Origin of the sequence: Limisalsivibrio acetivorans (assembly GCF_000421105.1) — a bacterium.
Taxonomy (GTDB): Bacteria; Chrysiogenota; Deferribacteres; order Deferribacterales; family Geovibrionaceae; genus Limisalsivibrio; species Limisalsivibrio acetivorans.
The window spans coordinates 17,464-29,372 of the sequence record NZ_ATWF01000002.1; the positions used below are offsets into that span (position 1 = coordinate 17,464).

Annotated in this window: 11 protein-coding genes; 5 read left to right on the top strand and 6 right to left on the bottom strand. The window is 47.8% G+C overall.

The annotated features are described in order from the left end of the window. Positions 1-20 precede the first annotated feature (20 nt). Positions 21-329, bottom strand: coding sequence for a hypothetical protein (locus tag K300_RS0111335; RefSeq protein ID WP_022851789.1), 309 nt, complete (start codon positions 327-329; stop codon positions 21-23). Positions 330-701: 372 nt separating this feature from the next. Between K300_RS0111335 and corA the strand changes: the two genes are divergently transcribed. Then, the gene (corA, locus tag K300_RS0111340; protein ID WP_022851790.1) at positions 702-1,757 is read left to right on the top strand and encodes a magnesium/cobalt transporter CorA; all 1,056 of its coding nucleotides are present in this window, start codon (positions 702-704) and stop codon (positions 1,755-1,757) included. Positions 1,758-1,760: 3 nt separating this feature from the next. Here corA and K300_RS16315 read toward each other — a convergent pair whose 3' ends face one another. Next, positions 1,761-2,390 carry a CPBP family intramembrane glutamic endopeptidase gene (locus tag K300_RS16315; protein ID WP_022851791.1) on the bottom strand — a complete coding sequence of 210 codons (630 nt, stop codon included), beginning with the start codon at positions 2,388-2,390 and terminating at the stop codon, positions 1,761-1,763. Between the two features lie 146 nt (positions 2,391-2,536). Here K300_RS16315 and potA point away from each other — a divergent pair, with 146 nt between their 5' ends. The 4 genes from potA to K300_RS0111365 are packed head-to-tail and all read left to right on the top strand — an operon-like array spanning position 2,537 to position 6,286. Then, complete coding sequence (gene potA / locus K300_RS0111350; RefSeq protein ID WP_022851792.1) at positions 2,537-3,637, top strand: spermidine/putrescine ABC transporter ATP-binding protein PotA; 1,101 nt, start codon at positions 2,537-2,539, stop codon at positions 3,635-3,637. 2 nt (positions 3,638-3,639) lie between these two features. Beyond that, positions 3,640-4,491, top strand: coding sequence for a spermidine/putrescine ABC transporter permease PotB (gene potB, locus K300_RS0111355; protein ID WP_022851793.1), 852 nt, complete (start codon positions 3,640-3,642; stop codon positions 4,489-4,491). 23 nt (positions 4,492-4,514) lie between these two features. Beyond that, the gene (gene potC, locus K300_RS0111360; protein WP_155827631.1) at positions 4,515-5,258 is read left to right on the top strand and encodes a spermidine/putrescine ABC transporter permease PotC; all 744 of its coding nucleotides are present in this window, start codon (positions 4,515-4,517) and stop codon (positions 5,256-5,258) included. A 17-nt stretch (positions 5,259-5,275) separates the two neighbouring features. Continuing rightward, positions 5,276-6,286 (top strand): extracellular solute-binding protein, encoded by a 1,011-nt coding sequence (locus tag K300_RS0111365; protein WP_081647019.1) that lies wholly within the window; start codon positions 5,276-5,278, stop codon positions 6,284-6,286. 304 nt (positions 6,287-6,590) lie between these two features. Here K300_RS0111365 and K300_RS17085 read toward each other — a convergent pair whose 3' ends face one another. The 4 genes from K300_RS17085 to K300_RS0111385 all read right to left on the bottom strand — a co-directional run bounded on the left by K300_RS17085 (position 6,591) and on the right by K300_RS0111385 (position 11,851). After that, on the bottom strand, positions 6,591-6,725 hold the full coding sequence (locus tag K300_RS17085; protein WP_022851796.1) for a hypothetical protein: 135 nt from the start codon (positions 6,723-6,725) through the stop codon (positions 6,591-6,593). Positions 6,726-6,808: 83 nt separating this feature from the next. Further along, entirely contained in the window at positions 6,809-8,818 is a 2,010-nt protein-coding gene (gene ppk1 / locus K300_RS0111375) for a polyphosphate kinase 1 (protein ID WP_022851797.1), read from the bottom strand. Beyond that, the gene (locus K300_RS0111380; protein ID WP_022851798.1) at positions 8,811-10,328 is read right to left on the bottom strand and encodes a Ppx/GppA phosphatase family protein; all 1,518 of its coding nucleotides are present in this window, start codon (positions 10,326-10,328) and stop codon (positions 8,811-8,813) included. The genes ppk1 and K300_RS0111380 overlap by 8 nt, the downstream gene beginning before the upstream one ends. Continuing rightward, complete coding sequence (locus K300_RS0111385; protein ID WP_022851799.1) at positions 10,325-11,851, bottom strand: Ppx/GppA phosphatase family protein; 1,527 nt, start codon at positions 11,849-11,851, stop codon at positions 10,325-10,327. The genes K300_RS0111380 and K300_RS0111385 overlap by 4 nt, the downstream gene beginning before the upstream one ends. Positions 11,852-11,909: the final 58 nt, after the last annotated feature.

Here is an 11,909-nt window from a genome sequence, read left to right on the forward strand (position 1 = left end):
TGTTCAGTCAGGAGGTATGTCTACCTCGCAGTCCTCGCCATGAAGACATCATCTATCTCTTTCTTAAAGTGGTACATATTCCCCACATAAGTTACATCAGCAGTATCTGCCAGATACTCTATCTCACCCATATCTAGGGTGGTTTTGCCAAACATATCCTTCGTACTGACAGTACGCTCGTTCCAGGGCTCGAAGGAGTGCATGCTCAGCAGATAGAAATGCTTCTGGGTAATGGCTATCCGAGCCAGAACGACATTACGGTAGGAATCGAGTTCCCGATCATAAATGCGGAATACATCCCCCACCACGTGTTGTCCGATACTGTTCATAACAACTCCTCATTAAAAAGTTAACTATAGAATACACTTTTAATGCAAAAATTCAACTAATAATTATATTAACATTTAGGTATATTTAATAATCTGTAGAAAGATAAAAACGATATAATATTATCCTGTGCCTGACTTTTCCATTAAATATAAAGATTGTAACATTTTCATTAAGAGCAATAGATTAGAAACTGTATATTGTATACATTATACAGTCTGACCATTGTTAAAACCTGTCGGTTCCCAAGCATCGACATTATTATAAACATGTTTTATAGAGATCTGTCTCCTTGTAAGAAATAATTGTGAATGGTGCACCGCAGTATATATATGGTATAATTTTATTTATTTCCCAATATTTAGGAGAATCATATGCTAAGGTATCTCAGAATTGACCGCAGGATGTTCGGTAAAGCACCAGGTGCAAGAACAGAAAAGGCTGACAGAGATGCAGAGGCCACGACCATAAAAATCCACAACATAAGCCCAGAGGATTATTCGGTTAGTGAGCACAAACCCGGAGAGGAACTTCCAGCCATGCGGGGTTTCATGTATAGATGGGTCGAGGTAACTGGCTTCGGAGATCCAGAATCGATCAATAAGCTTTGCGAGGAGATCGGCCTGCACCCCTTGGCCGCAGAGGATATATTCAGCCCCAGCCAGTCTGTAAAGTATGAAGCCTACAGCGAATATATCTTCTCTGTCCTGAAGTTCTCCCGCACCCCCTCCGGTGAAGAGCCCGAGGTGTTAAACGTTAGCGCAGTTCTTATGAAAGATACGGTGGTAACCTTTGCATCCTACCTAACCCCTACCCTTGAGCCTATCAAAAGGCGGCTTGAAAAGCCCTCCACCAGACTTCGGAGCATAGGGGAGGATTATTTCTTCTACGCCCTTGCGGATCTTGCCGTGGACAGTTTCCTGATAACTATGGACACACTGGTTCAGCGTATTGAGAAGATCGAAGAGGCCCTTGTTATGGGTGAGGATCTGACCATGGAGCGTGTGTACTCACTCAAGAAACAGGTGATGCTCCTCCGCCGGATGTCCCTCCCCTTCGCCGACATCGCTGATAGAATAATCAACGATGAAACGGGGATTATCACAAGGCAGACAGGGATCTTCGCAAGGGATCTGGACGATCACTCCAAGCACCTCAACAGTATATCGGACTCCGTACTAAGCCTCGCCGGAGACATGTTCAACCTGCATATAGCAACATCCGGGAACAAGATGAATGAGATCATGAAGGTGCTGACCATATTCGCATCGATCTTTATACCACTGACATTCGTGGCTGGCATATACGGAATGAACTTTAAGTACATGCCCGAGCTGGAAACGAGGTGGGGCTATCCGGTTCTGCTGTCGCTCATGGCTGCCATGCTGGTGGGGATGCTTTATTATTTCCGCCGAAAGAAATGGATATAGACCTTACTGCACATTCCCGTGGTAGAAGAAATAACCCATGCCGAGGGTGAATATCCAGCATCCATAAAGGGAGTGCTCAAGGAAAACCGCAGGGAGTGACCGGGTTCTCTTGTACGTATAGGAAAATATGTAGCCCCCGAGCCATGAAAGAATGAAGGCGGTTATGTTGTATAGACCAGTATGTGCAAGGGCAAAGGCGAAGGCACTTGCGTGCATGGCGGTATTTCCGTTCATACCAAGCTCATCGAACCTGCGGAAAATAAGAGTCCGGTAAAGAATCTCCTGGGGATAGACGGAGAGCAGAGGATATAGGAGCATAACCATTATCCATATATAAGGCCTCTGCATAGGGAAGGAGAACAGCTCCCCCGGAATAACGGCGAGCATAAAGAGTACAGCCAATACGGCCATGAGCACAAAGAGTCGGAGCATACGGTGAAACTCCCCCCGGGAGGGGATCCGGCGCAGCTCTTTCCTGTCAAAACCCTTATTAAACATAAGCACAACAGCACCATAGACCATAGCCCCAAGCAGAAAGGGGATGGGTGAGACACCCTTGAAGAAAACAACATATACAAGGGGCATAGCCACATAAAGGATCAAAAGTTCCAGAATAATCAGAATTTTTCTCAAAAAAACCCCCGGCTAATAATATCAGACCCATATTACCAGATTCAGAGGCTAACATTACATGGAAATAATACCGGACACTACAAATATTTGTAAACCGATGCTCACATTTCTTGACACTCCGGCGGTAATTCAATAAAGTTTGAAAAATGGCAGATAAAAACTGCGTGGTGCGTCTGCGCAATATAACAAAATCATTCGATAAAAGTACAGTCCTCAGGGATTTCAGCCTTGATGTATACGAGGGTGAATTCCTTACCCTCATCGGCCCTTCCGGATGCGGAAAAACTACGATCCTGCGCATGATAGCGGGGTTCGAACCTGTAGATGAAGGGGATATATTCCTTAAGGATAAGAGGATAAACGATTTACCCCCTAATTCCCGGGAGGTAAATACCGTTTTCCAAAGCTACGCCCTCTTCCCTCACATGAGCGTATTCGATAACGTTGCCTTCGGCCTGCGTATGGACAAGGTTGATGAAGGGGAGATAGCCGAACGTGTGCGGGATGTCCTGGGTATGGTAAAGATGGCGGACTATGCAGAGAGGAAGCCGCACCAGCTCTCCGGCGGACAACAGCAGAGGGTTGCCATAGCAAGGGCGGCGGTGAACAACCCGAAGATACTTCTGCTGGATGAACCACTCAGCGCACTCGACTACAAACTCCGAAAGCAGATGCAATGGGAGCTGAAACAGCTCCAACGCAAGCTCGGGATAACCTTCATCTTCGTTACCCACGATCAGGAGGAGGCACTATCTATGTCCGATCGGATGGTGGTGATGAACGAGGGGATAATCGAGCAGATCGGTACGCCGAAGAAGGTATACGAACAGCCCACCAACCTTTTCACCGCAAGGTTTGTGGGGGAGATAAACGTCCTTGATACTGTCATCGGAGCAAAGCATGAGGACGGTTACCTCTGCACCATTGAGGGCTTCGACTCCTTCGTAAAGACATCGAAGGAGCTAGAGATGGGGGCGCAGATGAAGCTTCTTCTCCGCCCCGAGGATATGCGCATCGATGAGGAACCCCTCGATAAGGAATTCATACTGAAGGGCAAAATAGAAGCCACAACATATAAAGGAGCCACCCTCGATTCGGTTATAGCCCTCCCCAACGGCACAAAGCTTCTCGCCAGCGAGTTCTTTGATGAGGAATACGAAGAGTTTGAATACAGCCGTGGCGAGGAGGTCTCCATAACATGGGTTAGCGGATGGGAGGTTCTTCTCCCCGATGAAGGAAAAAACTGAGGATGAACGAGAGCAGTTTCTTCCGCAACACAGTTATAGCCGTTATCTCCATATGGCTTGTGGTGTTTGTTTTCCTCCCCAATGTAATGGTCATTGCCACCAGTTTCCTCACCAGAAGTGAGACGGATTTTGTACAGTTCACATTCAGCCTTGAGAGCTACTCGAGGATATTCACAAGCCTGTACTTTAAGATCTTCTCAAACTCCTTCAAGCTGGCGGCTGTATCAACGGCTGTATGCCTCATTGCCGGCTACCCCTTTGCATACTTTATGGCGAGATCCCCGAAGGAGTATCGCTCCACACTCCTCTTTCTTATTATCATCCCCTTCTGGACGAGCTCGCTCATACGTACATATGCGATAATGATAATCCTCAAAACGAACGGAATCATAAACACCCTCCTCGAAAAGATCGGTCTCATCGATGAACCGGTACAGTTCCTTTATACCCAGGGGGCTGTGGTCCTCGGTATGGCGTATTCCCTGCTACCTTTTATGATACTTCCTCTGTACGCCACCATTGAGAAGCTGGACAAGAGATATATAGAAGCGGCGGAGGACCTCGGCGCAAGCCGAATACAGACCTTTACAAAGATTATCCTCCCCCTCACAATGCCCGGCATTATCGCAGGGTGTATGCTGGTTTTCCTCCCAGCTATGGGGCTTTTCTACATACCTGATCTGCTTGGGGGAGCAAAGAATATACTGCTCGGCAACCTTATTAAGAATCAGTTTCTAACGGCAAGGGACTGGCCCTTCGGTTCTGCGGCAAGCGTTGTTATGACAGGGGTAATGGCCGTGCTCCTCCTTGCATACTATAAGAGCATGAAGAAGCTGAACAGGAGCCTGATGTGAGCCGGATACTGAAAAACGCCTACATGTTCAGTGTGTACGCCTTTTTATATATCCCCATCGTGATCCTCATCGTCTACTCCTTCAATCAGTCGAAGTATTCCCTTGAATGGAAAGGCTTTACACTCAAATGGTACGAGAGCCTTGCCGGCAACTCGATGCTTATTGATGCGGCTCTGAACTCTGTGCTCATAGGCGTTCTCTCCGCCACATCTGCCACAATCCTCGGTACACTCGGCGCAGTGGTTTTATACAGATACCGTTTCAGGGGTAAGAAGTCTCTTTACTCAATGATCTATATCGTAATCATGTCCCCAGACATCGTCATGGGCATATCCCTGCTGGTGCTTTTTGTTGTTGTGCATATTGAGCTCGGTTTCACATCCCTGCTTATGTCGCATATAACCTTCAACCTCCCCTTTGTTATCGTCACCGTATTCTCAAGGCTCAGCGGATTTGACAACGCTGTGATAGAGGCGGCGAAGGATCTCGGTGCAGGGGAGTTCACCGTATTCAGAAAGATCATACTGCCTATGACCCTGCCAGCCGTTGTTTCGGGTTGGCTTCTCAGCTTTACGCTGAGCATGGATGATGTGATAATCAGCTTTTTTGTAACCGGACCAAGCTTTGAGATACTCCCCCTTCGGATCTACTCTATGGTCCGGCTGGGAGTTAAACCGGAAGTAAACGCACTTTGTGCTATAATATTCATGGTGTCGCTGTTGATGGTAATAGCGTCACAAATTCTGATTAAGGAGAGGAGACGTTGAAAAGATTTCTTGTGCTGATGACGGTATTAATAACCGCACTCCCTGTATTTGCGGCTGATAAGGAGCTTTATCTGTATAACTGGACGGAGTACATGCCCGGCGAGGTGATCGAGCGTTTCCAGGATGAGACCGGAATCAAGGTTGTATACACCACCTACGACAGCAACGAAGCGATGTACGCAAAGCTCAAGCTCCTTTCCGGAAAGGGTTACGACCTTGCCGTTCCCTCAACATACTACGTGAACAAGATGCGCTCAGAGGGGCTTCTGCACAGGATCGATAAATCTAAGCTCAGCAACTTCGAAAACCTTGAAATAAGTCTCACAAACAAGGAGTACGACCCGGGCAATGAGTACAGCATTCCCTACCTTTGGGGGAGTACGGGTATATCCGTAAATACTGACAGGGTCAAGAATACAAACATAAACAGCTGGCTCGAGCTCTGGAAACCTGAGTATAAGGGGAAGGTTCTGCTCACCGATGATGTCCGGGAGGTTTTCCATATGGGGCTCACAGTCCTCGGTTATTCCGGAAACTCCACCAAAGAGAGCGAGATAAAGGCAGCCTATGAGAAGCTCAGGGAGCTTATGCCCAATGTTCTCCTCTTCAACTCCGAAGCTCCTAAGATCCCCTACATAACCGGTGAGGTTAATATCGGGATGAACTGGAACGGCGAATCATACACAGCCCACGAGGAAAACCCCGCCATCGAATATATCTACCCCAAGGAGGGTGTAATACTTTGGATGGACAACTTCGTCATCCCCAAAAACGCAGAGAATGTTGAGAATGCCCACAAATTTATAGATTTCGTCCTCCGCCCCGAGATCGCAAAGATCATCACGGAGGAGATAGGCTACGCCATCCCCAATGCGGAGGCGAAGAAACTTCTGGACGAAGAAATCAGAAATAATGAAACGATCTACCCCTCCGCAGAGACCATAGAAAAGGGGGAGTTCCAGATGGACGTCGGAGAGGCTATCACTATCTACGAGGAATACTGGGAAAAGCTTAAGACGGGGAACTAAGGTTCTGGTGCGCATGACCACGTAGGTCTACCACAAAAAAGCTATTCAGGTTGCGCCAGTAAGGGGCACTCAATGTGCCCCTCTACTAAGACATTACTCAAAATCACCGGAAGTTTGCTTGGTCTTCAACATATAAAACACAAAGGGGCACATAATGTGCCCCTTTTTATATAGTTTATTAACTTGACTAAACCAGTGTGCCGCCAGATGCGTACATCCTGTATCTGATATGAACATCCAGATACCGTTTATCAACTAGCGGATTAAAATCTTAATCCGCAACTTCTCTTATAAACCGCCCCGTTTACTTAAACTTCTTGGGACTGCAGAGCTGCTTTTCCTTCCTGGCGACACTCCCGCATTTACACTTGAACCTGGGTTTTCTATCCCCAAGCTTTTCTTCAGCTTCCCCTTCGGAAAGCTTGCACATCTTTGTCATCGGAGCACCTCCTTAAAGAAGACTTATATACTCCAATATAGTCGCAGGGGGTGTTTGTGCAATAGAAAAAATGAGGTAATGATCTATTCAATCCCGTTATCTATCATATCCTGCTGACAACCAAAGGGTTTTTCCTTAGAAGATGGCTGCACCTTTTCGTAGACATCCCCCCGCAGCTCCCAGGCTTTGGTATTATCCTCAAGGTTGCATTCGAGTATCTTTATGAGGAAGCGGCTCGCCTCCTTGTCCTTAACCTCAAATAGCTGTTCCACACGCCTGTCCATGTTTCTTTCCATCCAGTCCGCTGTGGAGATGAACACGCGGGGCTTGCCTCCGTTGTGGAAATATACGATCCGGGGGTGTTCAAGAAACCTTCCCACAATGCTGCGAACCTGAATATTCTCGCTAAGCCCCTTCTCGCCGGCGGTTATCCCGCAGATGCCTCTTATTATCATCTTTATCTTAACCCCCGCACGGGAGGCGTCGTATATCTTTTCCATCAGGGGCTTATCAATGAGTGAGTTCACCTTGACGATAACCTCCGCCTTCTTCCCCTTTCGGGCGTACTCCATCTCGTTATCGATAAACTCAAGGATCTTCGGCTTGATGTGGGTCGGGGCGGGATAGAGATGCTTCCATTGAACGTAGTCGGTATACCCCATCAGCATATTGAAGAGGTTCGCACACTCCTCACCCACCTCATCATCGGCGGTGAGATAGTCTATATCAGTATAAAGATTGGCTGTGGATTCGTTGTAATTTCCGGTGGAGAGATGATTATACCGAACGATCCTCCCCTGCTCCTTTCGAACGATCATAAGGTTTTTGGAATGTATCTTAAGCCCTGCGATACCATAGGTTACGATACACCCAGCCTCCTCAAGCTTTGTGGCCCACTCAACGTTTCTCTCTTCGTCAAAGCGTGCCTTAAGCTCGATTACCACGCAGACCTGCTTACCCGCCCTTGCGGCCTCGGCGAGGGATTCCATTATACTGGAGCCCTTGTTTGCACGGTAAAGCGTCATCTTAATGGAGAGAACATCACGATCCCTTGCGGCCACCCGAATCAAACCGGAGATGAGGGCAAAATCGTGGTAAGGGCGGTAGAATATGTAGTCCCTCTCCTTGATACGGTCGAAGATTGTTTCATCCGCTTTGAGTCCGTAAGGGATATAGGGTGTGTAGACCGGATAGGCCAGCTCCTTATTTTCGCCGCTCACAGCAAAAAGAAAGGTGAGATCCAGAGGCTTGTCCACCACATAAACATCCTCATCCTCGAAGTGGATATGCTCTTTAAGTATGCTGAAAACCTCATCAGGGGCACGTTTGTCTATCTCCACCCGAACAACGTTCCCCTTCTTTCTGGCAGGGAGCTTTTTCTGGATAAGCTTAAGCAGGTCCTCCGCCTCTTCCTCTTCAACGGAGAGGTCGGCGTTCCTGGTGAGTCGGAGCATATAGCTGTCCTTCACGTCGTAACCGGGGAAGACCCGCTGAAGATACTTTGCAATAATCTCCTCGGATGTCAGGAAATATGTTCTATGAAGCTTAACCTTGAAAACCCTCTGGAGGTTCTCCGGTATTATTATAATGCTGTAATGCTTTTTGCCATCCTTCTCAAGCTCCACAAAGATGCAGTGGCGCAGGTTATAGATAAAGGGGAAGGGGTTTGCCGAGCTCAGGGTAACGGGGGAAACGAGGGGCATTATCTCTTCGGTGAAGATAGATTCAACAATCTCTTCGAGATCCCCTTCAATATTCGGCTCTATAACGATATGGTGCTTTGCGCACTCCTTCTTTACACTGTTGAATATCGTCTGCTGATCCTTCACAAGCTTATGGCATATATCGGATATCTGGTGCAGAAGCTCTTCGGGGGTATGGCCGGATATGTCTGTTTTGGTATAGCCGGCATTAACCTGGTCCATAAGACCGGCGACACGGATCATAAAAAATTCGTCCAGATTGGACGAAAATATGGCAAGAAACTTCAGTTTTTCAAGGAGGGGCACACGCTCGTCCTCGGCCTCCCTGAGGACACGCTCATTAAAGCCAAGCCAGCTTATCTCCCTGTTGATAAAACGGTAATTACTCATAAAGAATCCTCGTCTCCAGTTCTATAGGTATACCGAAGGTCTCTATAAAAAGCTCCTTCTTCTGCTCGAACGTAATCTTCTCAAGGTATGGAACCTTCTTTGTCCTTGCGGATATAAGAATCCGGTTGTTCGCCACCTGAACATCGAAATCGATAATAAGCTGCATGTGGCTGGTATCAAGGGCATCCGCAATACGCAGCATGCTCTCAAGCTTACGTATAATCAGCTGGGTATCTATATCAAGATAGCTGAATCGCTTGCCGAGTGACTGCTCAGGCTCGTTTCGGTGCATAAGCACAAGGAATGCGACTATCGTAACCTGATCCTTGCTGAAACCGGGCATATCGAGTGCGTTTGCAATATAGTAGGAGTGTTCATGGTGCATCTTTGCATCGATAAAGTAGCCTATATCGTGGAGGATGGCCCCCGCTTCCAGAAGTATGCGCTCCTTGTTCCCCATGTTGTGCAGTTCGCTGAGGGAATCAAATAGCTTGGTGGCAAAACCGGCCACTGTTTTTGCATGGAGCTTATCGAAGTTGAACCGCTCCCCCATGAAATAGAGTGTTTTGCGAAGTCTGGTGTTAAAACCCGTATCATTAACCGACTTCGAGTAGTAGCGTGTCATGATATGGGGAAAGGTAAGACGGGAGAAACGGAGCCTGTCGGACTTAACGTAGCTGAGAAGCCGCAGATACATCTCAAGCATGGGAACAAGGACCTTCGCCTCGTTCATCCTGATGCCGAGATCCATCATATTCTCCTGGGAAGGTTTGTCCTTAACCTGTTCGTAGAGCTCTTCAAGCTGTTTGCGCATGAAGAAGTTATCCTCAGGCTTGAATATGCTGAGAAGGGTGTTAACCGAGCTTCCCGAGCAAACTATATACTTAATGCTCATATCCCCGCCGAGGGAAGAGCTTATGGTGGTAAACATCGTTTTCACATACTGCCTGTAGGCCTTGTGGCGGCTGTGGATGGGGATATGCTTGAATATCTCCCGCAGGCGCAGGCTCCCGTAGGGAAGGGTTCCGGAGAATATACTTACTCCGTCCTTGATTATATTCAATGAGACGTTACCGCTTGATATATTTGCGAAGATAACGCCCTTTCTCTCGTATTTATCGAAATCCGGTATATCGTTCTTAACGCCTATGTATTTAACATAGACCTCTTCGGAGGGGTCCACAACATCCAGCTTAATGCCGGTTTTCTGGAATATATGGTCTATGAGGAAATAACGGTTTCTCGCCTCACGCACACCGCTGGTGCAGACGCACTTGTAGTTCTTCTTAATTCCGAACTCGTCCAGCTTGTTGCGGAAGTTCTGCATTATCCGGGTGGCTTTGTACACATTATCAAGGGTGATGTAGCCCTTTGTGAACGTGTCCTTCCCAAGCCCGAGGGGCTTTACGAGGGTTTCAAGCACCCTCTCCTCCCCGTCACGATACTCGCAGATGATCATCCGGAAGGCACTGGCACCGATGTTGATTGAGGCAAAAAGTCCGTTTTTCATTTAAACACAATCTCTTTGTTAATTGTTTCCTCCAAGATGTCCTTCTTGATATCCACCTTCCTAAGTTCCATGGAAACATCCGCACCGGAGACGACCTTAATATTCATCTCCTTTTTGGATGACTTGATTTCCAGTTCCTTAACATGGGACCTGTGGGAACGGTCCAGGGCATCTGCTATGCGGAGTATTCCCGCAAGAACGGCAACCTTCTTCTTCTGAGAGGAGCTGAGACCCCTGTAGTATCTATGCTTTTCCTGCGGCCCCTTCTTTCTATGGTATCTGGCGATATTGCCTATAAGCACAATCTCGTCATGGTCATACCCGATGAGGTCGGAGTTCATAATAAGGTACTGCGAGTGTCTGTGGTGCTTGGAGTATGATATATAGTTGCCGATATCGTGGAGGAGTGCCGCAGCTTCAAGGAGCTGCCAGTCATCGGAAGTGAGCTTCTCCTCCTCTGCCACTGAATCAAAGAGCTTCTGGCAGAGCCTGCACACCTGCCTTGCATGACGCTCCTCAAAGAGGAACTTGTTCCCTATCTCTATGAGCCTTGAGTGTCGAATATCATCAAGGTTCTGCTGGAAGGGGAGCTCGATCCCCATGGAGTTGACAGTGTCGATGGTAAGCCCTGTACGCAGGCCGCCACTGAGGGTGTAAAAGCCCTCCCGCTCGGCATGCTCAAGGACGATATCCACCTGCATGGCGGCGGCAAGTATTATATCCGCCCTCTTCTCCTCCATACCTTCAACCTCGATACGCTCCTTGACACTCATGTTGCGGAAATCGCTGATGAAACGCTTGAGGTACTTTCGCTCAACGTACTTAACCGCCCTGTCGAGCCTCGCCTTCTTCTCAATATAGTTTATGGTGGCCAGGTTTCCCATGGAGCCGCCAGTGCATATTATTATATCGATCTTATCATCAATATTAAGCTTTTTAATCTCCTCACGGTAAAGATCCTTAAGCTCCTGCACTTCCGAGGACTTTGGAGGATCACCCTTGAGGTACTGCCTCGTGAGACGGTTGCACCCAAGCTCAAGGGAGACAGCCCGCTCCAGTACACCTTTGCGTACAAAGGAATATTCCGCACTTCCGCCCCCGATATCAAGAACGAGTGCATTGTACTTGGTGAGCTGAAAGTTTGCCGTTGCGGCTATACACGTGAACCTCGCCTCGTCTTCACCGCTGATAACCTCAACGTTGAAACCGCAGGTTTCACGAATCTTATCGATAACCTCTTCGAAGTTATCCGCACCCCTGAAGGAAGCGGTGGCTACAGCACGGATGGTGTCCACCTTCCAGTGCTCCACGATACTGCGAACCTCACGCAGGCTCGCCAGAAGACGCTCAAGGGCGGGCTCTGTTATCCTGCCGTAGTTAAAAACCTCATCGCCAAGACGTACTGATTCCTTATATTCCTCAACTACTTTATAGCTTTTATCCTTTAATTCTGAGACCTGAAGTCGCACAGTATTACTGCCAATATCAACAACAGCGACACTCGTTAAATCAAGCTGAAGCATTCTCACTCCTAATAGCAATACGTGTCCCCATGAAAGGGACTGATCAGCATACAGATTC

Coding starts and splice junctions, on each gene's coding strand:
- K300_RS0111335 (WP_022851789.1), bottom strand. CDS start 329: ATGAACAGTATCGGACAACACGTGGTGGGGGATGTATTCCGCATTTAT.
- corA (WP_022851790.1), top strand. CDS start 702: ATGCTAAGGTATCTCAGAATTGACCGCAGGATGTTCGGTAAAGCACCA.
- potA (WP_022851792.1), top strand. CDS start 2,537: ATGGCAGATAAAAACTGCGTGGTGCGTCTGCGCAATATAACAAAATCA.
- potB (WP_022851793.1), top strand. CDS start 3,640: ATGAACGAGAGCAGTTTCTTCCGCAACACAGTTATAGCCGTTATCTCC.
- potC (WP_155827631.1), top strand. CDS start 4,515: ATGTTCAGTGTGTACGCCTTTTTATATATCCCCATCGTGATCCTCATC.
- K300_RS0111365 (WP_081647019.1), top strand. CDS start 5,276: ATGACGGTATTAATAACCGCACTCCCTGTATTTGCGGCTGATAAGGAG.
- K300_RS17085 (WP_022851796.1), bottom strand. CDS start 6,725: ATGACAAAGATGTGCAAGCTTTCCGAAGGGGAAGCTGAAGAAAAGCTT.
- ppk1 (WP_022851797.1), bottom strand. CDS start 8,818: ATGAGTAATTACCGTTTTATCAACAGGGAGATAAGCTGGCTTGGCTTT.
- K300_RS0111380 (WP_022851798.1), bottom strand. CDS start 10,328: ATGAAAAACGGACTTTTTGCCTCAATCAACATCGGTGCCAGTGCCTTC.
- K300_RS0111385 (WP_022851799.1), bottom strand. CDS start 11,851: ATGCTTCAGCTTGATTTAACGAGTGTCGCTGTTGTTGATATTGGCAGT.